We start from the raw sequence: 23,959 nt of genomic DNA on the forward strand, positions 1-23,959 counted from the left end.
CTGCGGCACCCGGTTCAATCCTCAGGTTGAACCGGGTGCCGCAGCTCGTCGTACACGTAGCCGCAAGGGCACTCGATCAGTGCCTCAGGACACGAGAAACCGCATGTCGCAGCCGTCCTCGAAGACGGCGCAACCGGTGCGGTCAGGTATGGAAGTGAGTCGGATGGATCGGATCCGGTTCCGCGCCTCCCCGGAGCGCGGACTGTCCACCGCCTGCAGTTCGGGCCCGGCGACGCTCCAAGCGGCCCCGGCCTGCGAGATGAGGACATCGAGCGTGACGCCGGACGAGCAGCTGATGACTGCGTTGTACACCGAGCACCACGATGTGCTGCTCTCCTTCGTGCGCAGGTACGTGCGCAGTCCCGAGCAGGCGGAGGACGTCGTGCAGGAGACACTGCTGCGGGCGTGGCGCAGCATCGACAGGATCGAGCCGCGCCACACCACCATCCGCTCCTATCTCTTCACGATCGCCCGCAATGTGCTCACCGACAGCTGGCGCGCCGAGCAGCGGCGTCCGGAACCGCTCTATGACGACGAGGCACTCGCGGCTGTACCTTCTGCCGATGACGTGGAGGCGGCGCTGGAGGGGCATGTGATCACCGCAGCGCTGGAACGCCTGTCCAGCGAGCATCGTGATGTGATCCAGGCGCTGTACTTCGAGGGGCTGACCGTCGCCGAGTCCGCGTCACGTCTCACGATCCCGGAGGGAACGGTCAAGTCCCGCGCCTACTACGCCGTACGCAACCTGCGCGCAGCCTTTGAAGAAATGGGAGTTCTGCGGTGAGCACCGACCACGACGACATGCGCATGCTGATCGGCGCATATGTGCTGGGCGGTCTCAGCGAGACCGACCGCCGCGACCTGGAGTCCCACCTGCCCATGTGCCAGGACTGCCGGGACGAGCTCTCGCGCTCGGCCCCGCTGGCGGGACTGCTCCGCCGTGCCCCGGGCATGTCCGCGCCCCGCCTCCGGGCCACGCGCGAGGCCGGCACCGATGCGGCGCCGCCGGCTTCGCCGACCGGGCTCGACCGCCTGCTGGAGCAGGTCCGCGCCGCTGATGCCGCACGCAGGCGCCGGGCTCGTCGGCAGTGGCTGGTACTGGCCGCGGCCCTGATCGTGGTTGCCGGGCTCGGACTGGGGTCGATGCTGCCGTTCCGGCACTCGACCGGCCCGGCCGCGACCTTCACCTCGGCCGCCGGATATTCCGTGTCCGGCCGGGCCACGCTCACGGCCAAGCCCTGGGGCACTGCGGTGAGCGTCACCCTGGCCGACCTGCCCGCGGGAGCACCAGGACCCTTCGTCCTCCAGGTCTCCTCGGTGGACGGCCGCAAGGAGCAGGCGGCCACCTGGGCGATCACTCCCAACGGCAGCGCCGCCGTGACGGGGGCGAGTGCCCTGCACCTTCCCGACATCCGGTCCATCTCCGTGATGGACCAGGCGGGCCACCTGGTCGCCACGACCCGCTCACTCTGACCCACCTCGACCGCCCTCCCGCGGACCGCTCCACTGCGGGCCCACGGGAGGGTCCCGTCCCTCGGCGGGCCGGTGCCACGGCGCGGGTGACTGCATGTCAGTCCTGGAGATCACCGAGCCACCGCAAGGCCTTCAGGCCCGGCAGGAAGCAGTACTCGCCGCCACGGGTGACGACGAACCGTGGCAATGGGGACAGACGTCGTCGCAGGGGCCTCCGGGGAACGGTGAAACCGGTGGCGCCGTCGTGGGATCCGGTGACGGGATCCCTGGAGCTGCCCCCGCCGAAGAAGACGCCGTCGTTCATCCACTCGGACTGAACGAATTCGAACTGCCGGCCCAGGTGGGCTCCGATGAACGCGAACATCAGACCGCGGTCGGCCCCGTCGTCCTCCAGGGCTCCTTCGGGCAGCGGCGGACCGTAGACGGCGCCGCGCCGGATCATGCGGTGCAGCCGCGCTTCACCCGCCACCGCCGCGTCGCGGGGATTGGCCCGCCGGATGTGGCAGCCGCAGGGCGTGATGAATCCCGCCGGATCGTCCCGTCCGTACAGGAAAGTGTTGCGGCGGTGCGGGTCGGCACCCAGATCGGGGTCGTCGTGCTGTGGGCTGAGTGCCAGCGGCGCCCCGCTGCGCCAACGTCCCATGATCTTGGCTGCGAGCAGTTCCTCGTCCTCGGGGCCGGTGGCGTTGTCCCGCAGATAGCGCCGGAACGCGGCGACCCGCTGGTGGAGTTTACGGAAGGCCGCGTAGCTGCCGTTGCGTCCCAGCACCTCCGGCTGCGGGGTCTGGACGCCCCCGATCTCGTCCTGGTATCCGAGCACGAACTCGCCCGCCTTCAACGGCACCTCCAACTGGTTCGACCCGGCGATGCCGCTACCCTCCACGGCCGGATGGCTGACGCCGTCGCGGTAGCCGAAATGCTCGGTCCCGGTGGGCAGCGCGTAGCAGTCCTGCCGCCAGATCGCGGTCACCCCGGTAAGCCGGTCGTAGGCGGGGCGGGCCCTGTCGAGGGCCGCTTCCAACCGCGTGGCATCAGGGGCGAGCGCCGCGAACACCACATGGACGTCCGACGTGCCCAGTGGCGCTTCCCAGTGCTCGGGGCCGCTCTCGCCGACATCACCCAGCGCCTCGGCCCGGGCCGCCATCCCCTGCCGGAACTCCCAGGCGAACGTGGACAGCGATGCCCGCGGCACGCCCAGAGCCTCCAGCCCGTGAAAGGTGACCGCGACACTCACCCACGTCTCCCCCAGGGCGCTGACCGAGTCGGTGGCAGGGGTCGCCACCGCGCTCGCACGCCGCATCAGCTCCCGCCCATGCGCCCGGTCATCCACACGGAACACCAGGTAGGTCGCCGCGTAGGGGGTCGGGCGGGGGCTGAGAACCCCGCTCTGAATGTCGTCGAACTCCAACGCGGCCGACGTGTGCATGCTCACGGCCTCGCCTCCTTGCGTCACTGCTGTGTGACGAGGTTTTGCGCGTCACTACTTCGTGACGAGGTTCCGCCAGAAATTCCGCAGGCTCTCGTCGCCGCCGAACAAGGAACTGAAGATCGTGGAGTCCGCCAGCAGCACATCGCCGGCCCGCTCGCCGCTCGGGGGCATCCACAGGAACATGTTGAACTCGGTGTTGCCGGCCTCGATGAACGGATGCGGCCTGGCGGTGTCGACCGGCTGCCGGGCCAGCACACGTATGGCATCCGGCTCGTCGCCCGTCACGGCGTAATGCGGAAGATGCTGGTGGAAGTTGAAGTTCGTCACCCCGTCCAGCCACCCTTTCGTATCCGCATCCCTGATCGCGGAGAACGGGGCGATCCGGTTCGGCGCCTGTACGGCCGGGCGCAGTCCGTAGCGGTTTTCGACGGGTACCCCGAGGCCCTGCATCAGGCCCCGGACATAGCGGGCGAACCGCTGCTGGCGGGGAACCAGGGGATCGCCGTGATGGCGGTACTCCACCTCCCGCACCGACAGATCGTCCGACGCCCCGACATCGTGGTGAGGCCCAAGGACCAGGCGGGCGTCCTCCCGCGCGAGGAAGGCCCGCAGTGCCTCGACCTCCCCGGGCCCGGCCTCCTGTCCTGTGATCATGTGATCCAGCCCGAACACGAACAAGGTGTCGGTGTCGGCCAGTACCCGCTCGTCGAGCGGGGCACGGAAGCCGGCCTGGTCGATGCGCTGGTACACGGGGACGGCGTGTCCGGTGGTCTCCTCGACGAGCTGCTGGAACGGCACCCAGGCCAGGAAGAACAACTCCAGCGAGCCGGCGATGCCCTGCTGGAACTGCAACGGGTCGGACCACTTCGGGTCCTCGTACGCGGGCCAGGCCACCCGGCGGACCTCGGTCATGGTGGAGAACCGGTTGTCCAGTTCGGCCGGGTTCCTGCCTGCCTCCGCCGGATAGCTCCACGCGACGTAGATACTCACCCGTCGCCGGCCGGGCGTGTATGCGCGCGGGACGTGGTTCTGGTTGTAGGTGCGTGCGGTCTGGACCTCGCTCATTTCGTCTCCGATCCACAACAGGGCAAACCCGGACCGGACAGTGGGACGAGCGTGTGGCATCGGTTCTCACTGCAGTTGGTCGAGCATCTCCGACAGGGCGCTCTTGATCCGCAGTGCCTTCTTGATCTCGTCAGCCGTGACGAACGGATACTCTCCGTACTCGATGAAGCTCGGACAGTGGTGCTCGCGCACGAACCTCTTGAATGCCTCGGGGTTGGTCTTCCAGTCCTCGGGGAACCCTTCGAGGTTCTCGAAAGCCGTACTCATCCGCGCCTTGCCGAAGAGGGCGATGGCGTCCTCGGTGTACTTGTCGAAATCGGTGTCGAAGATCCCCTGATACATGAAACGGGTGTCGTCGTCGAAGAGCACCCAGCGCAGATAGTGCAGCTTCAGCGGCGCCAGAAGATACGGATCCTCCTCCAGCGCCTCGGCCAGGGCATTGCCGTACTCGCGCATCGCCTCGGCCCGGCCCGGCTTGACCTTCGCGACGATGGTGAACCCGTAACAGGCCGGTGTCTTCGGGAAAACGGGGCCGTACTTGCCCTGTTCGAGGTCTGCTTCCTTGGGGACGACGGCCGCCTGCGGCTTGATCTCCATCTCTGCTCCTCCCGCCGCCCACTGGCCGGGAACCATCCCTTTCATCGTCCCACCCAGCCGCTCGATCCGCTCGTGATCAGCACCGTCGGCAGCGTTCAGCGTTCTTCTAGGACGTTCCTACGAGCCGTGGATATCGGCGGAACACACCGTGGTCATGCCATGTCTTGACTCCTACCGTGGGGCCGTGGACCCCACCCCGCCGTTCAACGCCCCCGCCGCACGCCGACTGCGTGAGGCCCTGGGGATGCTTCCCGGACATGTCGCCTACGGTCTCGCGGCCCAGTACGGGCTCCGGATCAGCACCGAGACGGTGGTCGCCTGGGAGCGCGGACTCGCCCGCCCGAGCGGGTACGAACTCACGGCACTGGCCGGGGTGTTGTGGTGTTCTCCGGGCGAACTGCTCACCGCCGCACGCACCCTGAAGGAGCACCGGGCGGCCAGGGAGCTGGCGGTGGAGGAGCTGGCGCGACTGCTGGGGCTGACTCCTTCCGCGTATCTGCGGATGGAGGAGTCGGGGCGCTGGCGCGGCAATGAACGCCGGTCCGCGGCGCTCACCGAGGTGCTGGGGCTCACGCCCGCCGGGTTCGTGACGGTCTGCGGGCGGGACGAGGAGCTGGCGGAGCTGCTGCGCGGCGCGGTGACGACGCGGTGGCAGGCCCAGTTGCGGGCGGTGGCGAAGCTGGTGCCGCTGGAGCGCGGCTTCCTCCAGGACGTACTGGAACAGCTGCACGCCGACTACCGGTCGCTGATGGTGTCGACGCCGATCTGGAGCCGTACGGGTACGGAGCGGGCCGGGTCGACGGGCGAGGCGGGGCGGGTGTTCCTGGCGGAGATCCTGGAGCGGTTCTGGCGGGCGGCGGGGGTGCCGGGGCCGGACGGATGAGCCGCCCGGCCTCCCTCGTACGCGCTCAGCCGCCGGCCGATGCGCCGGCCACCGGGTCGAAGGAGAACAGGTTCCCCCGGTCCGCGCCGTCGCAGCTCGTCTGCACCAGCTTGGCGCCGCGCTCCTTGCTGTTCCCCTGGGCGCCGACGCACAGACGGGTGTGGGCGGGGCGGATGCGGTACCCCTCGACGGGACGGCCCACGGGCTCGATCAGGAACTCCTCCGCGTCGCCGCGATCCCCGCATCCCTGGTCCTGCAACCCGGCTCCGGCGTCCCGCATCCCGTCCCAGACTCCGGTGCAGCCCAGGTCGTAGTCCGGGTGGTCGGTCACGATCCGCCAGACGCCGCCGTCCAGCGGCTTGAGGGAGAAACTCGGGATCGTCTCCTGCTCGCACGGCACCTGGTACAGCCGGCCGCTGTCGCTGCCCCGTTCCTCGGAGAGGCAGAGCCCGGAGTGCACGGACCGGATCTGCACCGTCCGTCCCGCCACGGGCCCGGTCGCCGGGCGGGATTCCGGCCGGTCCTCGTCGTCCGGTACGAGAAGGACGACGGCCGCCACGGCGGCGGCGAGCACCACCAGCGACCCGGCGGCCGCCAGAAGGGTCCGGGACCGGGGGCGCCGGGCCGTGGACGGGCCGGGAAACGGAACGGTGGGCGGCTCGGACGAGTTCTCCGGGGACTGCTCCGGGAAACGGCCGGCGGTCGCCTCCGCCGCCGGTGCGGACGCCTCCTGCGCCCCGGCCCGCTGCCCGTGCACGGCGAGATCCTTGCGTACGGCGAGCCAGGCGTCGACCTGAGCGGGGCCGCAGCCGCAGGCCCGTACGAAGGCGGCGAGGAGTTCCTCGCGCGGGACCGACGTGCGCGCCAGCATGTTGGCGATCGTGGAACGCGGCAGCACGTCCCCCACCTCGTCGGCCCGCTGGGCCAGCTCCCGGAAGGTCAGGCCCGAAGCGTCCTTGAGCACCCGCAACAGCGCGATGAACTCGGGCGCGCTGCGCGCCTCACAAGGATCCGGAGCTCTGCCCTCGACCACCATGTGCTGTGCCCCTCCCCTGGATTCCACGCCCGGACAAGGTTGGGACATGTCCGGGACAGGGGGCAAGCCTTGTTGATCGGGCCCGTCGGCTCAAGAGTGGTTTCCGGCACCGCGGCCCGTTCCGGATCCGACCATCCGGAACGGCTCCGGGCGCCGGGGGAACAGCAAGCGGACCTGACCGTCCACGGGGGGACGGTCAGGTCCGCAAGGGCATTTCCCGCCGGACGCCGGAGCGCGGACGGGGTCAGAAGACCGACTCGGCCTCGTCCATCCGTGCCTTGGGAACCGTCTTGAGCTGTGTGATCGCGTCGGCGAGCGGCACCATCACGATGTCCGTGCCGCGCAGCGCCGTCATCCGGCCGAAGTCGTGCCGGTGCGCCGCCTCGACCGCGTGCCAGCCGAAGCGGGTGGCGAGCACCCGGTCGTACGCGGTCGGTGTGCCGCCCCGCTGGACATGGCCGAGAATGACCGGCCGGGCCTCCTTGCCGAGCCGGGTCTCCAGCTCGATGGCCAGCCGGTTGCCGATGCCCTGGAAGCGCTCGTGGCCGTACTGGTCGATCTCGCCCTTGGCGTACGGCATGGAGCCCTCGGCCGGGTGCGCGCCCTCGGCCACGCAGATCACCGCGAACTTCTTGCCGCGCGCGAAGCGTTCCTCGACCATCTTCACCAGGTCCTCGACCTGGAAGCGGCGCTCGGGCAGGCAGATGCCGTGCGCGCCGCCCGCCATCCCGGACTCCAGCGCGATCCAACCCGCGTGGCGGCCCATCACCTCGACGACCATGACGCGCTGGTGCGACTCGGCGGTGGTCTTGAGGCGGTCTATGGCATCGGTGGCCACGCCCACCGCGGTGTCGAAGCCGAAGGTCCGGTCGGTGGCGGAGATGTCGTTGTCGATGGTCTTGGGGACGCCGACGACAGGCATCCCGGCGTCCGACAGCATCCGGGCCGCGGTGAGGGTGCCCTCGCCGCCGATCGGGATGAGTGCGTCCATACCGTAACGGCGGCTCAGCTCGGCGCAGTTCTCGGCGGCCTCGCGCAGCCGGTCGCGCTCCAGCCGGGCCGAGCCGAGAATGGTGCCGCCGCGGGCCAGGATGCCGCTGACCGCGTTGAGGTCGAGGGGGCGGAAGTGGCCGTCGAGGAGTCCCTTGAACCCGTCCTCGAAGCCGATGACTTCATCGCCGTGCCCCACCACGGCGCGGTGCACAACCGACCGGATCACTGCGTTCAGGCCCGGACAGTCGCCGCCTGCGGTGAGAATTCCGATGCGCATCGTGGTGTTTCTCCTGCTCGCTGGTGCCGTGCATTTCGGGGGATGTCCACTGATTCCCCCGTACTGTGAGCCACCACGATTGTGGCACGTATGGTCTGGACCTCACACTCCCCGTGGCCCCGGTACGGGGGCTTTTGCCCGGCGGGCGGCGTCTCGGCCCCCGCGGGTATCGTCAACATGGCAATACCATCCCAAACCGCAAGTGGACGGGAGAACGCGCGTGACGCGCAGCGTGTACGTGACCGGGATCGACCGGGGAGACGGCCGGCAGGTCGTCGATCTGGGAGTCATGGAGCTCCTGACGCGTCAGGTGGACCGGGTCGGGGTGTTCCGCCCGCTCGTCCACGACGGACCCGATCGCCTGTTCGAGCTGCTGCGGGCCCGCTACCGGCTCCCCCAGGACCCCGATTCGGCCTACGGGCTGGACTACCACGAGGCGTCCGCGCTCCAGGCGGAACAGGGCACGGACGAGCTGGTCTCCCGGCTCGTCGACGGCTTCCACCAGGTGGCCCGGAAGTACGAGGTGGTGCTGGTGCTCGGCACCGACTTCGCCGCCACCCAGCTGCCCGACGAGCTGGCGCTCAACGCGCGCCTGGCCAATGAGTTCGGCGCCTCGGTGATCGCGGTGGTCGGCGGGAAGGGCCAGACCGCGGAGTCGGTGCGTGCCGAGACCCGCAACGCCTATCGCGCGTACGCCGGACTGGGCTGCGACGTCGTCTCGGTGATCGTGAACCGGGTGGCGTCCGAGGACCGCGACATCATCGCGGAGCGGCTGGGCGCCACGCTCCCCGTTCCCTGCTCGGTCCTGCCCGACGACGCGGCGCTCTCCGCGCCGACCGTCGCCCAGATCACCGCGGCGCTCGACGGCACGGTCCTGCTCGGCGACGACTCCGGGCTGGCGCGGGACGCCCTGGACTTCGTCTTCGGCGGCGCGATGCTGCCGAACATGCTGAACGCGCTGACGCCGGGCTGCCTGGTGGTCACGCCCGGGGACCGGGCGGACCTGGTGGTCGGCTCGCTGGCCGCGCACAGCGCCGGCACCCCGCCCATCGCGGGGGTGCTGCTGACCCTGGACGAGCGCCCCGGCGAGGAGATACTCAGGCTGGCCGCGCGACTCGCACCGGGAACCCCGGTCGTGTCGGTGGCCGGCGGATCCTTCCCCACCGCGGCCCGGCTCTTCGCCCTGGAAGGCAAGTTGAACGCCGCGACGCCCCGCAAGGCGGAGACCGCGCTGGGCCTCTTCGAGCGCCATGTGGACACCGGCGTCCTGCTGGAGCGGATCTCGGTGGCCCGCAGCGGCCGGGTCACGCCCATGATGTTCGAGCACGAACTGCTGGAGCAGGCCCGCGCCGACCGGCGCCGGGTCGTCCTGCCCGAGGGCACCGAGGAGCGGGTGCTGCGCGCCGCCGACGTACTGCTGCGCCGCGACGTCTGCGACCTCACCCTGCTCGGCGACCCCGACGTCATCCGCAAGAAGGCAGCCGACCTCGGCATCGATCTCGCCGGCACCCAGCTCATCGACCCGCAGAACTCCGAGCTGCGCCAGACCTTCGCCGAGCGGTACGCGCAGCTGCGGGCGCACCGCGGGGTCACGATGGAGCTGGCGTACGACGTCGTCGCGGACGTCAACTACTTCGGCACCCTGATGGTCCAGGAGGGGCTCGCGGACGGCATGGTCTCCGGAGCCGTGCACTCCACCGCGGCGACGATCCGCCCGGCGTTCGAGATCATCAAGACCCGGGGGGACGCCGCGATCGTCTCCTCCGTCTTCTTCATGTGCCTCGCCGACAAGGTGCTGGTGTACGGCGACTGCGCGGTCAATCCGGACCCGGACGCGGAGCAGCTCGCGGACATCGCGGTGCAGTCGGCCGCGACCGCCGCCCGCTTCGGTGTGGAGCCGCGGATCGCGATGCTGTCGTACTCGACGGGCACCTCCGGCTCGGGCGCCGACGTCGACAAGGTGCGCGAGGCGACGGACCTGGTCCGGGCGAGCAGGCCGGACCTCAGGATCGAGGGCCCGATCCAGTACGACGCCGCGGTGGACCCGAGCGTCGCCGCGACGAAGCTGCCCGGCTCCGAGGTGGCGGGCCGGGCGACGGTACTGGTCTTCCCGGACCTGAACACCGGCAACAACACCTACAAGGCCGTGCAGCGCTCGGCGGGCGCGGTGGCCGTCGGGCCGGTGCTCCAGGGGCTGCGGAAGCCCGTCAACGACCTGTCCCGCGGCGCGCTCGTCCAGGACATCGTCAATACCGTGGCCATCACGGCGATCCAGGCGCAGGGCAAGGAGTGAACGGATGACCACCCCGACCACCGAGGGCTCCGCCGGGACGGGCGCGTACCGCGTGCTGGTCCTCAACTCCGGCTCCTCGTCGGTGAAGTACCAGCTGCTGGACATGAACGACCGCACCCGTCTCGCGGTGGGGCTGGTCGAGCGGATCGGCGAGGAGACCTCCCGGCTGGTGCACACCCCGCTGGTCGGCTCGGGCGCCGGGCGGCGCGAGCGCACCGGCCCGATCGCCGATCACAGGGCGGCGCTGAAGGCGGCGGAGGAGGAACTGGCGGCCGACGGGCTCGGCCTGGACTCCCCGCAGCTCGCGGCGATCGGCCACCGGGTGGTGCACGGCGGGCTGCGGTTCACCGAGCCCGTGGTGATCGACGACGAGGTGCTCAAGGAGATCGAGCGCCTGGTCCCGGTGGCCCCGCTGCACAATCCGGCGAACATCACCGGCATCCGCACCGCTCGGACGATGCGACCGGACCTTCCGCAGGTGGCGGTCTTCGACACGGCCTTCCACACGACGATGCCGGAGTACGCGGCGCGGTACGCGATCGACACGGAGACCGCCGACGCGCACCGCATCCGGCGCTACGGATTCCACGGCACCTCGCACGCGTACGTCTCCCGCAAGGCGGCCGAGCTGCTGGGGCGCACCCCCGAGGAGGTCAATGTCGTCGTGCTGCACCTGGGCAACGGCGCCTCGGCGTCGGCCGTGGCCGGTGGCCGGTGCGTGGAGACCTCGATGGGGCTGACACCTCTGGAGGGGCTGGTGATGGGCACCCGCTCCGGGGACGTCGATCCGGCCGTCACCTTCCACCTCATGCGGGTCGCGGGGATGTCGGCGGACGAGGTCGACGCGCTGCTCAACAAGAAGAGCGGCCTGGTCGGCCTCTGCGGCGACAACGACATGCGGGAGATCCGGCGCCGGATCGACGAGGGCGACGAACGCGCGGCGCTGGCGTTCGACATCTATGTGCACCGGCTGAAGAAGTACATCGGCGCCTATTCGGCGGTCCTCGGCCGGGTGGATGCCGTGGTGTTCACGGCGGGGGTCGGGGAGAACTCGGCCCCGGTGCGGGAGGCTGCCGTCGCCGGTCTCGAAGAGCTCGGCCTGACGGTCGACGCGGACCTGAACGGCGTACGGTCCGACGAGCCCCGGCTGATCTCGCCGAGCGGCGCGCGGGTCGCGGTCGCCGTGGTGCCGACGGACGAGGAGCTGGAGATCGCCGTCCAGACCTTCGCGCTCGTCGGACAGGCCCGCGGCCCGGTCGGACAAGCCCACAACTGAGCACCCCCGCGCCCCTTTGTACCTTCCACCAGACGGAATATTCCGTAGCGAAACAAACCGATAGGATCCGCCTCATGCGCCGTTCCAAAATCGTCTGCACACTCGGTCCCGCCGTCGACTCCCACGAGCAGCTCGTCGCTCTGATCGAGGCCGGCATGAGCGTGGCCCGCTTCAACTTCAGTCACGGCAGCCACGAGGAGCACCAGGCTCGCTACGACCGGGTCCGCAGGGCCGCCGCCGAGACCGGCCGTGCGATCGGCGTGCTCGCCGACCTCCAGGGTCCGAAGATCCGCCTGGCCAAGTTCGCCGAGGGCCCGGTCGAGCTGGTCCGCGGGGACGAGTTCACGATCACCGCGGAGGAGGTCCCCGGTGACAAGTCGATCTGCGGCACGACCTACAAGGGCCTGCCCGGCGACGTCGTCAAGGGCGACCCGATCCTGATCAACGACGGCAACGTCGAGCTGAAGGTCGTCGCGGTCGAGGGCCCCCGGGTGAAGACCATCGTCATCGAGGGCGGTGTCATCTCCGACCACAAGGGCATCAACCTGCCCGGCGCGGCGGTCAACGTCCCGGCCCTGTCCGAGAAGGACGTCGACGATCTGCGGTTCGCCCTGCGGATGGGCTGCGACCTGGTCGCGCTCTCCTTCGTGCGGGACGCCAACGACATCAAGGACGTCCACAAGGTGATGGACGAGGAGGGCCGCCGGGTCCCCGTCATCGCCAAGGTCGAGAAGCCGCAGGCCGTCGAGCACATGGAGGGCGTCGTCATGGCCTTCGACGGCGTGATGGTCGCCCGTGGCGACCTGGCCGTCGAGTACCCGCTGGAGAAGGTCCCGATGGTGCAGAAGCGCCTGGTGGAGCTCTGCCGGCGAAACGCCAAGCCGGTGATCGTGGCGACCCAGATGATGGAGTCGATGATCACCAACTCACGGCCGACGCGCGCCGAGGCGTCCGACGTCGCCAACGCGATCCTGGACGGCGCGGACGCGGTCATGCTGTCGGCCGAGTCCAGCGTGGGCGCGTACCCGATCGAGACGGTCAAGACGATGTCGAAGATCGTCGTCGCCGCCGAGGAGGAGCTGCTCTCCAAGGGCCTGCAGCCGCTGGTGCCGGGCAAGAAGCCGCGCACCCAGGGCGGTTCGGTGGCCCGCGCGGCCTGCGAGATCGCGGACTTCCTGAACGGCAGGGCGCTGGTCGCCTTCACCAAGTCCGGTGACACGGCCCGCCGGCTCTCCCGCTACCGCGCGGCGCAGCCCATCCTGGCCTTCACCACGGACGAGTCCACCCGCAATCAGCTCGCGCTGAGCTGGGGCGTCGAGGCCCACGTCGTGCCGCACGTGGACAACACCGACGCGATGGTCGACCTGGTCGACGGCGAACTGCTGAAGCTGGGCCGCTACAACGAGGGCGACACCATGGTCATCACGGCCGGCTCGCCCCCCGGCATCCCGGGCACCACCAACATGGTCCGGGTGCACCACGTCGGCGGCGGCGCGCGCGACTGACGCCTCCGGCACCCGCGCACACGACTGCGGGCCGCACTCCCGAAGGAGTGCGGCCCGCAGTGCTGTGCAGCTCCCGAACGGGTCGGTATCGGCCCTAGCTGTTGCCGCCGGTGAAGTAGTTGTGCAGCCCGGGGACCTTGAGCGTCCCGCCGAACTGCCCGGCCTGGGTCACCTTGACCTTGGTGAAGAAGGCGAAGGGGACGTTGAGCGGCGGCGGTGTCTGCGGGCTGAACGTCACCGGGATGAGGCCGAAGAGGTTGCCCTTCAGCTCCTCCGTGTACATCGTCACCGTGCCGTTGCGGATGGTGGACTTGGAACCCTTCCGCGCCTCGACATGGGCCGTCGTACCGGCCGGACCGACGGTCTTCTGGTGGAGATTGTCGATGTCGATGGAGCTCGCGGTGAACTTCAGCGCCTTCTTGACGGTGCCGTCGTACGTCTTCACCTCGACGATGCCCTTGTAGTCGAGCCCGCTGAGGGTGAGCATCGAGCTCTCCAGGATCCACGGGTCGTTCGGGAGCAGCGGGATGCCCGTCTCCAGATCGGCCGCGGCGAGCGCCTCGGGGTCGGCGGTCGGACACGGGAAGCGCTCCTTGGCGCCGTCCGGGATGTCCTCGTCCTTCTTGGCGTCGAGCCCCTTGGCGCTGTCGTCGAGCTCCTCGACCGTCCTGCCGGCCTTGTCCGCGGCCTCGCGGATCGCGGCGGCGGTCTTGTCGGCCGTCTCCTTCGCGGTGTCCGCGGCCTTCTCGGCAGGCTTCTCGGCGGGCTTCTCTGCGGCGTCGGTCCCCGACGGCTTCGGGGTCTCGGTGCTCGCGCTCGGGGACGGGCTGGCCGTGGCCTTGTCCGGTCCGTCGAAGAGGTCCTTGAGCGCGTCGCCGACGCCCAGCGGGTCGAGCGGGTTCGTCGACTTCGTGGGAGTGGGCGAGGCGCTCGGCGCGTTGGCGGCGGGCACCTCGGCCGCGGCGGCCTTCGGCTTCGTCTCCGCCGTGTCGCCCGCAGACGGGGTCGCCGTGGGCTCCGGGGTCGCCGCGTCGCCCTTGTCACCGGAGTCGGTGGCGGACGGGGACGGGCTCGGCGACTTCGACGTGGACGGCGAGGGCTCCTCGCTCGGCTCGTCGGAGCGGGTCACACAGGGGCCGGGCGCGAAGGGGATGTCCGAACTGTCGTCGGCCAGCGCCAGCTTGGGGGTGAGCCCCATGCCCACGAAGACGGCCGTCGGCATCGCGGCGAGCGCGAACGCCTTGCCCGCGGGAATGTGCAGCTTCGTCAGCAGCGACTTCCTGGGAGCCGCGTGGCGCGGCCCGCTTCTCGTACCGAGGTTCTCCCCGGTCGAGTTCAGCTCCGTCTCGTCACCCCGCACGATGCCTCCCGCCGTCGACCTCAACTGTCGTGTCGTACTGCTCCGGCTGCTGGGGCACCGCTGCAGTGCTGTGGAACTCGGGTCCGGACTTCTGCGTCCCGGGGCCACTCTCTCCGGACTTCTCCCCCGCCGCGCCGACCGGCACGAGCTCGGGCTCGGACGCCGGTTCGCCCGGGGCCCAGGAGACGGAGAGCGCTCCGCCCAGCAGGGCGAACAGGAAGCCGATCAGGAATCCGCCGATGTTGGCGACCGGTATCGAGATCAGCGCCAGCAGGATCGCGGCGACGCCGGCGAACACTCTCACGATGTGGTGGAACCACATGGTGAGGCCCAGCGTGATCAGCAGGATCCCGATGATCAGTGACCCCGCACCGGCGGTCGTGGACATCGCCAGCGTGACGTTGCCGAGGTGCATGTTGGCGTACGGGAAGTACGCGATGGGCAGACCACCCACCATGGTGAACAGGCCCGCCCAGAAAGGCCGGTTACCCCGCCAGGTGCGGAATCCCCGCCAGAAGACGCGGAGGTAGTGCTCGTTCTGCCCTGTGGACTCGGGGCTCATGGAAAACAGCTCCCTGGAACCGGTACTGCTGGAGAAGAGAAAGGGTGGGCAGCCGGAGGCCCGTCGAGGGCACCCCGGCCGCCCGGTCGAGCGCTTAGTAGCACTCCTTGACGCCCGACTTCAGCCGCAGGCTCAGGTCGCTGAGCTTGAAGGTGCCTGCGGTGGTCGCCCACGCCGTCTGCTTCACGCCGGTCAGCTTCGCCACCTCGGCGCGCTGCGCGAAACCGTTCGGGTTCGCCCGGGTCTTCGGCTGGATGCCGATCGAATCAGGGTTGTCCGGGTCCTTGAGGGAACCGGCGGCAACACCGATGTCGATGTTCGTGAACTCGGCGTCCGCGTCGAGCTCGGCGATATCCAGGTACAGATTGGTCGCCTCGACCGGCTTCTTCGGGTTCGTACCCGCGTGCAGCTGCAGCGTGACATTGCCGAGGCCGAACGGAAGGTTCGGAGTGACCACCGACTGGCACATGTTGGTGATCGTGGCGTCGCTGAAGCCCGACACGGCAACAGCGTGAGCCTCGTCCTTGCCCTCCAGGCTCTTACCGGTGGCCACCGAGCCGTACTGCACGAAGTTGTGGCCGACGAGACTGTCCGTACGCACCTTGAAGCTCTGGCCGGACACGCTGAAGGACGCCGCGAGGGCACCCTGCGCGAGACCGACACCCACCGCCGCGGTCGCGACGACGCTCGGCACCATGACTAGAGCGAAACGCTTCCATCTGGTGCCGCCACGAACCTGGGAACTCATAATTTTCCTCCTTCTCGGACGTACATCTCCGGTCCGGGCCTGGGCCCGTCCTGGGATGGGAGAAGTGCTACGTCCTCGGCAAGGAGAGCGCCTGTGGAGGGAGGCATGAACCGCGTCCGAATCACCGGCGATCACCCCCGAGCGACAACCACTGGCCACGCATGAGCGCAACCTGTTCGGACAGGCCCTGCCGGACGACAGGAACCCCCCTGCCCGGAGTCGGCGCCACTGTCGCCGGCCCACTCGGTGGGGACCCAACGGGGCCGCCGCACCGACTGGCAGCCGGGCTGGCGTTATTGGACCGAGCGTGGCCGATCGTGGTGCATTCCCGCCCTTGGCACAAGGGGGTTCGTTACTCACTAGTAACGGCCCGATAACCGATGCGCGACCGGCTGGTACCGCCCGGCCACACAGGGTGGTGCCGGACCGAAGGACGAAACGGAGGATCAGGTCGCCAATACGGACAGATCCCAGTGCGCGATTTACTGCGAGTAACAGGCCTCTGCTTTATCAAGATTTGGTAAAGCAGAGGCGCCTCTTATCGCCCGATCGCGAAAACGGCCGCGGCACCCGGAAGGGCACCGCGGCCGCTTGTCACATCAGAACAAGACCCGCGCCAGCGCCGTACGCGCGGCGACGACCCGCGGGTCGTCGGGGCCGATCACCTCGAACAGCTCCAGCAGCCGCACCCGCGCGGCATCCCGGTCGTCGCCCAAGGTGCGGCGCACCGTCTCGACGAGCCGGCCGAAGGCGTCCTCGACATGGCCGCCGACCAGATCCAGATCGGCGGCGGCGAGCTGCGCCGCGACATCGGCCGGGTTCGCGGCGGCGTCCTCACGGACCCGCTGCGCGTCCATGTCCTTGACCCGGGAGAGGAGTTCGGCCTGGGCGAGGCCGAGCTTGGCCTCCGTGTTGGCCGGGTCGTCGGACAGGACGTTCTTGTACGCCTGGACGGCACCGGCGAAGTCATTGGCGTCCAGGGCCTGCACGGCCGCTTCGAGCAGGGCGTCGTACGGTCCCGCGGGCACCTCGGCCGGGACCCGGTCGGCCCCCTCGGCGTCCTGGTCGACCTCGATCCCGGTGAGTCCGAACCGCTCCTCACCGACCTGGATCAGCTGGTCCAGCGTCTGCCGGATCTGGGCCTCGGGGGCCGCGCCCTGGAAGAGCGGGAGGGCCTGCCCGGCGACGACGGCGAAGACCGCCGGGATGCCCTGGATGCCGAACTGCTGCATCAACATCTGGTTGGCGTCGACATCGACCTTGGCCAGCACGAAGCGGCCCTTGTACTCCAGGGCCAGGCGCTCCAGGAGCGGACCCAGCTGCTTGCACGGCTCGCACCACTCGGCCCAGAAGTCGATGACGACCGGGACCTCGGCGGAACGCTGCAGGACATCGCTCTCGAAGCCCGCCTCATCGACATCGATCACCAGGGCGGAGGGCGGTACGGCGCCGCCGCCACCCTGCCGGGCGGCCTCGGCACGGGCCTGCTCCGCCTTCACCTTGGCCTCGCCGGCCGCCTTCACCGCGGCGAGGTCGACGACGCCGCTCATGGACATGTTCCTAGGCTGCATACGTACATCCTCCCCCCTTGGCGCACCGATCCGGAAAGCGATACGGGAACCGCGCCCGTCCGCCGCCCCCGCCGGAGTGCGGGGTGCACGGACAGACACGGCCCGAGGGCCCCTGAAAGACCCGTTTCGGCGCCGGGTCCCCACCCGGTGCCTGTGGCTGTCAATCGGTTGCGGCGTCACGACGGCACGACCGTCGTCTTTACGCTACGACCCGTAGCGTAACTGTCCGGCACCCTTCGCGCACAGGTGCGTCCGGTGATCTGTCTCACGGAGATCGGGACCGGTCCGTTCTACTTACTGACCGGTATGGTCACGGCATGCTGAGCCGCAGCAACCCCAGAAACCTTCGAACGGGACGCCCGCGCAGTGCCGCGGCCGATGAAGCGATCCTGGAGGCGACCAGGGCCTCCCTGGTCGACCTCGGCTGGTCGAAGCTGACGATGAGCGACGTGGCGGCGCGGGCCGGGGTCGCCAAGACGACGCTGTACCGCCGGTGGGCGGGCAAGAACGAGCTGGTCGTGGATGCCGTGGCGGTCCTCTTCGACGAGCTGGAGATGCCCGATCTGGGCAGTCTGTCGGCCGATGTGCAGGCAATGGTGCTGCAGTTCGCGGCATTGCTGGAACGGCCGGAGACCCGGACGGCACTGATGGCGGTGGTCGCGGAGTCGACGCGCGACGAGGCGCTGCGGACCCGGATCCGCGACTCGATCGTGGACCGGCAGAAGCGGCTGGTACTCCAGGGGCGCCAACGGGCCCAGGAGCGCGGGGAGTTGCCCGTGGAGGCGGACGAGGAGGCGGCGTCGGCGACCGCCGATCTGATCTTCGACGTGATCGCCGGCGCGGTCGTGCACCGGACACTGGTGAGCGCCGAGCCCGTCGATGCCGACTGGGCCGGGCGCTTCACCGCGCTGCTGCTCGCGGGGCTGGAGGCGGCGGCCTCCACGTAAGCCCTGTCCTCAGAAGCCGGGTGGCTCCGTGTAGGTGCCCCACTCCTCGCGCAGAACCCCGCAGATCTCGCCGAGCGTCGCCTCGGCCCGCACCGCGTCGAGCATCGGCGCGATCATGTTGGAGCCGTCGCGGGCGGCGGCCAGCATCGCCTCCAGCGCCGACTTCACCCGGGCATCGTCCCGGGCGTCCTTGCGTCCGCCGAGCACCCGTACCTGCTCGCGCTCGACCTCGTGGCTGACCCGCAGGATCTCCAGGTCGCCGGTGACCGAGCCGTGGTGGACGTTGACGCCGACGACCCGCTTGTCGCCCTTTTCCAGCGCCTGCTGGTAGCGGAAGGCGGACTCGGCGATCTCGCCGGTGAACCAGCCGTCCTCGATGCCGCGCAGGATGCCGGAGGTGATCGGCCCGATGGGGTGCTGCCCGTCCGGGTGGGCCCGGGTGCCGCGCTCCTTGATCTGGTCGAAGATCTTCTCGGCCTCGGCCTCGATCCGGTCGGTGAGCTGCTCGACGTACCAGGAACCGCCCAGCGGGTCCGCCACGTTGGCGACGCCGGTCTCCTCCATCAGCACCTGCTGGGTGCGCAGCGCGATCTCGGCGGCCTGCTCCGAGGGGAGCGCGAGGGTCTCGTCGAGGGCGTTGGTGTGCAGCGAGTTGGTGCCGCCGAGGACCGCGGAGAGCGCCTCGACCGCCGTCCGTACGACGTTGTTGTACGGCTGCTGGGCGGTGAGCGAGACACCGGCGGTCTGGGTGTGGAAACGGAGCCACTGCGCCTTGTCGGTCTTCGCGCCGTACGTCTCCTTCATCCAGCGGGCCCAGATCCGGCGGGCCGCGCGGAACTTGGCGATCTCCTCGAAGAAGTCGAGGTGCGCGTCGAAGAAGAAGGAGAGGCCGGGCGCGAAGGTGTCGACGTCCAGACCGCGGGAGAGGCCGAGCTCCACGTAGCCGAAGCCGTCGGCGAGGGTGTACGCGAGCTCCTGCGCGGCCGTCGCCCCGGCCTCGCGGATGTGGTAGCCGGAGACGGAGAGCGGCTTGTAGGCGGGGATGTCGCGGGCGCAGTGCTCCATCAGGTCGCCGATGAGACGCAGATGGGGCTCGGGCTGGAAGAGCCACTCCTTCTGCGCGATGTACTCCTTGAAGATGTCGGTCTGGAGCGTGCCGTTGAGCACGCCCGGGTCGACACCCTGGCGCTCGGCGGCGACCAGGTACATGCAGAAGACGGGCACGGCCGGGCCGCTGATCGTCATGGACGTCGTGACGTCGCCGAGCGGGATGTCCTTGAAGAGGACCTCCATGTCGGCGGCGGAGTCGATGGCGACGCCGCAGTGCCCGACCTCGCCGAGCGAACGGGGGTCGTCGGAGTCGCGGCCCATCAGGGTCGGCATGTCGAAGGCGACGCTGAGCCCGCCGCCGCCCGCAGCGAGGATCATCTTGTACCGCTCGTTGGTCTGCTCGGCGTTGCCGAAGCCGGCGAACTGGCGGATGGTCCAGGTCCGGCCGCGGTAGCCGGTGGGGTGGAGCCCCCGGGTGAAGGGGTACTCACCGGGCCAGCCGATCCGCTCGAATCCCTCGTACGTGTCCCCCGGGCGGGGACCGTACACGGGCTCCACCGGGTCCCCGGAGAGCGTGGTGAAGTCCGCGTCACGCTTGCGGGCCTTGTCGTAACGGGCCTGCCAGCGGCGGCGGCCTTCCTCGATCGCGTCAGCGTCCATACCATCGAATTTACTAGGACGTCCTAGTAAATGTCGATGGCAAACCGCCCGGTGCTTCGCACGGGGCGGTTCGGGCGGCGCGGACCGGGGTCCGGCCGGGTCAGGCCTCGGCGGTCGCGGGGGCGCCGTCGGCGATCAGCGGCTCGACCTCGCGGACGACCTTGCGCTCGACGAAGAACGCGGCCGTCGGGATGGTGCCGGAGATCAGCACCCAGAGCAGCTTGCCCATCGGCCACTTCGCCTTGGAGCCGAGGTCGAAGGCGAAGATCAGGTAGATGATGTAGAGCACACCGTGGACCTGGGAGACGACGAGCGTCAGGCCCTCGCCCTTGTCGAAGCCGTACTTGAAGACCATGCAGGTGCAGAGCACCAGCAACATGACGGCGGTGACGTAGGCCATCACCCGGTACCGGGTCAGCACACTGCGTTTCATGGCATCGAGCGTAACCGGACGGCCTGGGCGATCTTGCAGCGGGCCGGGCTCTCGAAACGCCGTTCTACGCCCCGTGTTCTCTCCGCCACGCCTCTCTTCTACGCCTCTTCGAAATCGTGGGCGGCGATCCGCAGCGGGCGCAGCATGGCGAAGATCTCCGCGCACTCCTCGGCGTCGTACACGCCGAGCCCGAACTCCATGTCGACCAGGTCCCTGGTCGCCGCCTCGACGACCTCACGGCCCTTCTCGGTGATGGAGGCGAGGGTGCCGCGGCCGTCGTTGGGATTGGGGCGCTTGGCGACCAGGCCGGAGCGCACCAGCCGGTCCACGGTGTTGGTGACGGAGGTGGGGTGGACCATGAGCCGCTCGCCGATCTTGGACATCGGCAGCTCACCGGCCTTGGAGAAGGTGAGCAGCACCAGCGCCTCGTACCGCGCGAAGGTCAGCCCGTACGGTTTGACGACCGCGTCGACCTCGGCGAGCAGGATCTGCTGGGCGCGCATGATCGAGGTGATCGCCCCCATCGAGGGCACGGGGCCCCAGCGCTGCTGCCAGAGCTCGTCGGCGCGGGCGATGGGATCGAAGGGGAGACTGAGCGGCTTCGGCACGGAACCGACCTTACCCACTGGTCATATGGTGGTCAGCCCTGTCTCGAACTTCGGTCCGAATGCGGTGGGCGGGGGTGGGCCGACGTCCTGTGCGCGCTCGCCGGACCGGCGGCGGGAACGTGACGAGCCCCCGGCCGGGGGCTCGTCACGGAGGCATCGTGCGCCGGGGTGTCAGTCCGCGAGGTAGCGCTCGACCGTCTCGACCTTGGAGGTCAGTCCATCGGTGACGCCGGGGCGGATGTCGGCCTTCAGCACGAGGGAGACACGTCCGGCGCGGGCCTCGACGGCGGCGACGGCCCGCTTGACGACGTCCATGACCTCGTCCCATTCACCCTCGACGGAGGTGAACATGGCGTCCGTACGGTTGGGGAGGCCGGACTCGCGGACGACCCGGACGGCGTCGGCGACGTACTCGCCGACGTCCTCGCCCACTCCCAGCGGGCTGACCGAGAACGCGACGATCACGCGCTGACCACGCCTTCGCGGCGGGCGCGGGCGGCGATCACGCCGTCGGCCTCGTAGCGCTTGAGCAGCTTGTCGCCGTACAGACCGCCGAACGGCACCAGCGCGAGCAGGAAGAAGAACGCCACGCGCTTCAGCGGCCACTTGGTCTTGGACCAGACGTCGAGCAGCAGGACGGCGTAGATCACGAAGAGCACGCCGTGCAGGATGCCGAGCGGCATCATCAGGAAGTCGATGTCGGAGACGCGGCTCAGGACCGAGCCGAAGATGATCAGCGCGGGGAAGGAGAGCGCCTCGGGAATCGAGATGAGGCGCAGCCGGTGCAGGGCGGTAGCGGTCTTGATGTCCACGGGGGCACCTTCGGTGGGAGGACGGTGACAGCTTGTGAATACAGGCACAAGCTCGCCCCATTGTGGCATCGATGTGCGCGGCACTCGGCGCCGGGGGCCGGATCGCCGCCGGGGATACGTCCTGATTGCGTACGGGTCCGGTACCGGATGCGTATCAGGGGCGGTTCAGGGGCCCGGATCCACCTTCGGGCCCTGTCCAGGCCGGGAGCCTGCCGATAACGTCGCCCCGTGGCAATGTTCCGACTCCAAGGCAGCAGGACGCTCGCCGTCGACCTGGCCGGCGACGCCGTCAAGGCGAAGAACGGTTCGATGGTCGCCTACGACGGCCGGGTGACGTTCAAGAAGATGACCGGCGGCGGTGACGGGCTGCGCGGCATGGTGACCCGGCGCCTGACCGGCGAGCAGATGTCCGTGATGGAGGTGACCGGCCAGGGCACCTGCTATTTCGCGGACCGCGCGAGCGAGATCAACCTCGTCCCGCTGCACGGTGACAAGCTCTACGTCGAGGCGAGCAATCTGCTGTGCACCGACGCCGGGCTGCGCACCGGCACCACCTTCACCGGCCTGCGCGGCGGGGCGAGCGGCAACGGCCTGTTCACCACCACCGTCGAGGGCACCGGCCAGGTGGCGATCATGTCGGACGGCCCGGCGGTGGCGCTGCGGGTCTCGGCCCAGTACCCGCTGTTCGTCGACCCCGGCGCCTACATCGCCCACCAGGGCAACCTCCAGCAGCACCTCCAGTCGGGGGTGAACTTCCGGACGCTGATCGGTGAGGGTTCCGGGGAGTCCTTCCAGATCCGGTTCGAGGGCGAGGGCGTCGTCTACGTCCAGCCGAGCGAGCGGAACACCCTCGGGGGCGATGTCTGATGCCGTTCCGTGAGATCAACTCGAAGATGATCGAGGCGACGGTGGTTCCCGGCCAGCGGCTGTACAGCCAGCGGGGCGCGATGCTCGCCTACCGCGGCGAGGTGTCGTTCACGCCGAACATCCAGGGCGGCCAGGGCGGCGTGATGTCGATGATCGGCCGACGGGTGGCGGGCGAGGCGACCCCGCTGATGACGGTCGAGGGCAGCGGAACGGTGATGTTCGGCCACGGTGGCCACCACATCCAGGTGATCGACCTGACCGGCGACACCCTGTACGTGGAGGCCGACCGGCTGCTCGCCTTCGACGGGACGCTCCAGCAGGGCACCATGTTCATGGGCTCGCAGGGCGGCGTGATGGGCATGGTGCGTGGCCAGGTGACCGGGCAGGGCCTGTTCACCACCACGCTCAAGGGCCACGGCGCGGTGGCGGTGATGGCCCACGGCGGGGTGATCGAGCTGCCGATCACTCCCGGCCGCGAGGTGCATGTGGACCCGCAGGCGTACGTCGCGCACCACGGCGACGTAAGGAACAAGCTCTCGACCGCGCTCGGCTGGCGCGACATGGTGGGGCGCGGCTCCGGCGAGGCGTTCCAGCTGGAGCTGAGCGGAAACGGCGCGGTGTACGTCCAGGCCTCGGAGGAGAAGCTGTGAGCACGCCCGTGGTCTTCGACCCGATGACACTGCCGTCGGACGACAACGTCGACGCGTACACCTTCTGCGTGGAACTCAAGGGGAGCCAGTGGTTCCTGCAGAAGGGCAAGATGATCGCCTACTACGGGCGGATCGATTTCAACGGCATCGGTCACGGCCGCTTCGAGCGGCTGCTCCGTACGAGCTTCCACTCGCCGCTGCACGCGAACGACTGGGTGGTGGCCGAGGGCAGCGGCAAGATGCTGCTCGCGGACCGAGCCTTCGATGTGAACTCCTACGACCTGGACGACGGGAATCTGACGATCCGGTCGGGCAATCTCCTCGCGTACCAGCCGTCGCTGGCACTCAAGCAGTCGATCGTGCCGGGTTTTCTGACCCTGATCGGTACGGGGAAGTTCGTGGCCGCCTCCAACGGTCCGGTGGTCTTCATGGAGCCGCCGCTGCGGGTCGACCCGCAGGCCCTGGTGGGCTGGGCCGACTGCCCCTCGCCGTGCCACCACTACGACCACGGCTACATGACGGGCGTACTGGGCGGACTGCGGTCGATGACGGGCCTCGGGGGCACCTCGGGCGAGGAGCACCAGTTCGAGTTCGTCGGCGCGGGGACGGTGCTGCTCCAGTCGACGGAGATCCTGATGGCCGAACAGCCGACGGGCGCGGTGCCGGGTCAGGCCGGGGTCCCGGGCGGCGGAAGTCAACCTGGCGCCACACCCCGCATGCCCGGTCAGCTCGGGGACCTCCAGCGTCGCTTCGGTTTGTGAACGGTAGTCTGCGGAGTGTGACATCGATCGTCCGCACCCCGCCCCCGGACCCGTCTCCGGACGGGTGCCGGCCGTCACACCCTGCTACTTCGTCCGGCTTTCA

24 protein-coding genes are annotated in these 23,959 nt (G+C 69.6%); 10 read left to right on the forward strand and 14 right to left on the reverse strand.

Going from position 1 to position 23,959, the window contains the following annotated elements; translation table 11 throughout:
• Positions 1-163 precede the first annotated feature (163 nt).
• Both IE107_RS28160 and IE107_RS28165 read left to right on the forward strand, forming a co-directional pair.
• Positions 164-784, forward strand: coding sequence for a sigma-70 family RNA polymerase sigma factor (locus tag IE107_RS28160; protein WP_229867295.1), 621 nt, complete (start codon positions 164-166; stop codon positions 782-784).
• Positions 781-1,473: a zf-HC2 domain-containing protein gene (locus IE107_RS28165; RefSeq protein WP_189547160.1), complete on the forward strand. Its 693-nt coding sequence runs from the start codon at positions 781-783 to the stop codon at positions 1,471-1,473. Before IE107_RS28160 ends, IE107_RS28165 begins: the two co-directional genes overlap by 4 nt.
• A 97-nt stretch (positions 1,474-1,570) precedes the next feature.
• Here the strand turns inward: IE107_RS28165 and IE107_RS28170 are convergent, their stop codons facing one another.
• The 3 genes from IE107_RS28170 to IE107_RS28180 form a co-directional block, all read right to left on the reverse strand.
• Complete coding sequence (locus tag IE107_RS28170; protein WP_189547209.1) at positions 1,571-2,899, reverse strand: Dyp-type peroxidase; 1,329 nt, start codon at positions 2,897-2,899, stop codon at positions 1,571-1,573.
• 54 nt (positions 2,900-2,953) lie between these two features.
• Entirely contained in the window at positions 2,954-3,967 is a 1,014-nt protein-coding gene (locus IE107_RS28175) for a hypothetical protein (protein WP_189547161.1), read from the reverse strand.
• Between the two features lie 66 nt (positions 3,968-4,033).
• Positions 4,034-4,564, reverse strand: coding sequence for a hypothetical protein (locus IE107_RS28180; protein WP_189547162.1), 531 nt, complete (start codon positions 4,562-4,564; stop codon positions 4,034-4,036).
• 244 nt (positions 4,565-4,808) lie between these two features.
• Here IE107_RS28180 and IE107_RS28185 point away from each other — a divergent pair, with 244 nt between their 5' ends.
• Positions 4,809-5,447 (forward strand): helix-turn-helix domain-containing protein, encoded by a 639-nt coding sequence (locus IE107_RS28185; protein WP_189547210.1) that lies wholly within the window; start codon positions 4,809-4,811, stop codon positions 5,445-5,447.
• A gap of 25 nt (positions 5,448-5,472) precedes the next feature.
• Here IE107_RS28185 and IE107_RS28190 read toward each other — a convergent pair whose 3' ends face one another.
• Together IE107_RS28190 and IE107_RS28195 are read right to left on the reverse strand one after the other, a co-directional pair.
• The gene (locus IE107_RS28190; RefSeq protein WP_229867296.1) at positions 5,473-6,483 is read right to left on the reverse strand and encodes a helix-turn-helix domain-containing protein; all 1,011 of its coding nucleotides are present in this window, start codon (positions 6,481-6,483) and stop codon (positions 5,473-5,475) included.
• A gap of 244 nt (positions 6,484-6,727) precedes the next feature.
• Positions 6,728-7,753, reverse strand: coding sequence for an ATP-dependent 6-phosphofructokinase (locus IE107_RS28195; protein WP_189547164.1), 1,026 nt, complete (start codon positions 7,751-7,753; stop codon positions 6,728-6,730).
• A gap of 220 nt (positions 7,754-7,973) precedes the next feature.
• Here IE107_RS28195 and pta point away from each other — a divergent pair, with 220 nt between their 5' ends.
• From pta to pyk, 3 genes are all read left to right on the forward strand, one after another.
• Positions 7,974-10,046 carry a phosphate acetyltransferase gene (gene pta, locus IE107_RS28200; RefSeq protein WP_189547165.1) on the forward strand — a complete coding sequence of 691 codons (2,073 nt, stop codon included), beginning with the start codon at positions 7,974-7,976 and terminating at the stop codon, positions 10,044-10,046.
• Positions 10,047-10,050: 4 nt separating this feature from the next.
• Positions 10,051-11,322 carry an acetate kinase gene (locus IE107_RS28205; protein WP_189547166.1) on the forward strand — a complete coding sequence of 424 codons (1,272 nt, stop codon included), beginning with the start codon at positions 10,051-10,053 and terminating at the stop codon, positions 11,320-11,322.
• A gap of 74 nt (positions 11,323-11,396) precedes the next feature.
• On the forward strand, positions 11,397-12,827 hold the full coding sequence (pyk, locus tag IE107_RS28210) for a pyruvate kinase (protein ID WP_189547167.1): 1,431 nt from the start codon (positions 11,397-11,399) through the stop codon (positions 12,825-12,827).
• 94 nt (positions 12,828-12,921) lie between these two features.
• Here the strand turns inward: pyk and IE107_RS28215 are convergent, their stop codons facing one another.
• From IE107_RS28215 to IE107_RS28230, 4 genes are all read right to left on the reverse strand, one after another.
• Positions 12,922-14,187, reverse strand: coding sequence for a prolipoprotein diacylglyceryl transferase (locus IE107_RS28215; protein WP_189547168.1), 1,266 nt, complete (start codon positions 14,185-14,187; stop codon positions 12,922-12,924).
• Positions 14,177-14,749 (reverse strand): DUF6114 domain-containing protein, encoded by a 573-nt coding sequence (locus tag IE107_RS28220; protein WP_189547169.1) that lies wholly within the window; start codon positions 14,747-14,749, stop codon positions 14,177-14,179. Before IE107_RS28220 ends, IE107_RS28215 begins: the two co-directional genes overlap by 11 nt.
• Before the next feature lie 94 nt (positions 14,750-14,843).
• A complete protein-coding gene (locus tag IE107_RS28225; RefSeq protein WP_189547170.1) occupies positions 14,844-15,497 on the reverse strand; it encodes a DUF6230 family protein in 654 nt (217 codons plus the stop codon).
• 599 nt (positions 15,498-16,096) lie between these two features.
• Complete coding sequence (locus IE107_RS28230; protein ID WP_189547171.1) at positions 16,097-17,068, reverse strand: tetratricopeptide repeat protein; 972 nt, start codon at positions 17,066-17,068, stop codon at positions 16,097-16,099.
• A 317-nt stretch (positions 17,069-17,385) separates the two neighbouring features.
• On the opposite strand from IE107_RS28230, the gene IE107_RS28235 reads away from it, so the two are divergent.
• On the forward strand, positions 17,386-18,015 hold the full coding sequence (locus IE107_RS28235) for a TetR/AcrR family transcriptional regulator (RefSeq protein WP_373302515.1): 630 nt from the start codon (positions 17,386-17,388) through the stop codon (positions 18,013-18,015).
• A gap of 9 nt (positions 18,016-18,024) precedes the next feature.
• On the opposite strand, the gene icmA is transcribed toward IE107_RS28235, so the two are convergent.
• The 5 genes from icmA to IE107_RS28260 form a co-directional block, all read right to left on the reverse strand.
• Entirely contained in the window at positions 18,025-19,725 is a 1,701-nt protein-coding gene (gene icmA / locus IE107_RS28240) for a coenzyme B12-dependent isobutyryl-CoA mutase large subunit (protein WP_189547172.1), read from the reverse strand.
• A 100-nt stretch (positions 19,726-19,825) separates the two neighbouring features.
• Positions 19,826-20,158, reverse strand: coding sequence for a DUF3817 domain-containing protein (locus tag IE107_RS28245; protein ID WP_189547173.1), 333 nt, complete (start codon positions 20,156-20,158; stop codon positions 19,826-19,828).
• 98 nt (positions 20,159-20,256) lie between these two features.
• Positions 20,257-20,766, reverse strand: coding sequence for a MarR family winged helix-turn-helix transcriptional regulator (locus IE107_RS28250; protein ID WP_189547174.1), 510 nt, complete (start codon positions 20,764-20,766; stop codon positions 20,257-20,259).
• A gap of 171 nt (positions 20,767-20,937) precedes the next feature.
• On the reverse strand, positions 20,938-21,231 hold the full coding sequence (locus tag IE107_RS28255; protein WP_014048385.1) for an MTH1187 family thiamine-binding protein: 294 nt from the start codon (positions 21,229-21,231) through the stop codon (positions 20,938-20,940).
• Positions 21,228-21,578 carry a DUF3817 domain-containing protein gene (locus IE107_RS28260; RefSeq protein WP_189547175.1) on the reverse strand — a complete coding sequence of 117 codons (351 nt, stop codon included), beginning with the start codon at positions 21,576-21,578 and terminating at the stop codon, positions 21,228-21,230. The genes IE107_RS28255 and IE107_RS28260 overlap by 4 nt, the downstream gene beginning before the upstream one ends.
• A 234-nt stretch (positions 21,579-21,812) precedes the next feature.
• Between IE107_RS28260 and IE107_RS28265 the strand changes: the two genes are divergently transcribed.
• The 3 genes from IE107_RS28265 to IE107_RS28275 are packed head-to-tail and all read left to right on the forward strand — an operon-like array spanning position 21,813 to position 23,856.
• Positions 21,813-22,445, forward strand: a complete 633-nt coding sequence (locus tag IE107_RS28265; RefSeq protein ID WP_189547212.1) for an AIM24 family protein — start codon at positions 21,813-21,815, stop codon at positions 22,443-22,445.
• Complete coding sequence (locus IE107_RS28270; protein WP_189547176.1) at positions 22,445-23,095, forward strand: AIM24 family protein; 651 nt, start codon at positions 22,445-22,447, stop codon at positions 23,093-23,095. The genes IE107_RS28265 and IE107_RS28270 overlap by 1 nt, the downstream gene beginning before the upstream one ends.
• Positions 23,092-23,856, forward strand: coding sequence for an AIM24 family protein (locus tag IE107_RS28275; protein ID WP_189547177.1), 765 nt, complete (start codon positions 23,092-23,094; stop codon positions 23,854-23,856). Before IE107_RS28270 ends, IE107_RS28275 begins: the two co-directional genes overlap by 4 nt.
• Positions 23,857-23,959: the final 103 nt, after the last annotated feature.

Source organism: Streptomyces gelaticus (assembly GCF_014649535.1).
In the GTDB taxonomy this organism is placed as follows: Bacteria; Actinomycetota; Actinomycetes; order Streptomycetales; family Streptomycetaceae; genus Streptomyces; species Streptomyces gelaticus.

What these genes read in the sequence shown, in the direction of transcription:
- IE107_RS28185 (WP_189547210.1), top strand. Translation starts at nt 4,809, where the DNA reads ATGCTTCCCGGACATGTCGCCTACGGTCTCGCGGCCCAGTACGGGCTC.
- IE107_RS28225 (WP_189547170.1), bottom strand. Translation starts at nt 15,497, where the DNA reads ATGAGTTCCCAGGTTCGTGGCGGCACCAGATGGAAGCGTTTCGCTCTA.
- IE107_RS28170 (WP_189547209.1), bottom strand. Translation starts at nt 2,899, where the DNA reads ATGCACACGTCGGCCGCGTTGGAGTTCGACGACATTCAGAGCGGGGTT.
- IE107_RS28265 (WP_189547212.1), top strand. Translation starts at nt 21,813, where the DNA reads ATGTTCCGACTCCAAGGCAGCAGGACGCTCGCCGTCGACCTGGCCGGC.
- IE107_RS28195 (WP_189547164.1), bottom strand. Translation starts at nt 7,753, where the DNA reads ATGCGCATCGGAATTCTCACCGCAGGCGGCGACTGTCCGGGCCTGAAC.
- IE107_RS28270 (WP_189547176.1), top strand. Translation starts at nt 22,445, where the DNA reads ATGCCGTTCCGTGAGATCAACTCGAAGATGATCGAGGCGACGGTGGTT.
- IE107_RS28175 (WP_189547161.1), bottom strand. Translation starts at nt 3,967, where the DNA reads ATGAGCGAGGTCCAGACCGCACGCACCTACAACCAGAACCACGTCCCG.
- IE107_RS28160 (WP_229867295.1), top strand. Translation starts at nt 164, where the DNA reads ATGGATCGGATCCGGTTCCGCGCCTCCCCGGAGCGCGGACTGTCCACC.
- IE107_RS28220 (WP_189547169.1), bottom strand. Translation starts at nt 14,749, where the DNA reads ATGAGCCCCGAGTCCACAGGGCAGAACGAGCACTACCTCCGCGTCTTC.
- IE107_RS28245 (WP_189547173.1), bottom strand. Translation starts at nt 20,158, where the DNA reads ATGAAACGCAGTGTGCTGACCCGGTACCGGGTGATGGCCTACGTCACC.
- IE107_RS28235 (WP_373302515.1), top strand. Translation starts at nt 17,386, where the DNA reads ATGCTGAGCCGCAGCAACCCCAGAAACCTTCGAACGGGACGCCCGCGC.
- IE107_RS28180 (WP_189547162.1), bottom strand. Translation starts at nt 4,564, where the DNA reads ATGGAGATCAAGCCGCAGGCGGCCGTCGTCCCCAAGGAAGCAGACCTC.
- pyk (WP_189547167.1), top strand. Translation starts at nt 11,397, where the DNA reads ATGCGCCGTTCCAAAATCGTCTGCACACTCGGTCCCGCCGTCGACTCC.
- IE107_RS28190 (WP_229867296.1), bottom strand. Translation starts at nt 6,483, where the DNA reads ATGGTGGTCGAGGGCAGAGCTCCGGATCCTTGTGAGGCGCGCAGCGCG.
- IE107_RS28230 (WP_189547171.1), bottom strand. Translation starts at nt 17,068, where the DNA reads ATGCAGCCTAGGAACATGTCCATGAGCGGCGTCGTCGACCTCGCCGCG.
- IE107_RS28205 (WP_189547166.1), top strand. Translation starts at nt 10,051, where the DNA reads ATGACCACCCCGACCACCGAGGGCTCCGCCGGGACGGGCGCGTACCGC.
- icmA (WP_189547172.1), bottom strand. Translation starts at nt 19,725, where the DNA reads ATGGACGCTGACGCGATCGAGGAAGGCCGCCGCCGCTGGCAGGCCCGT.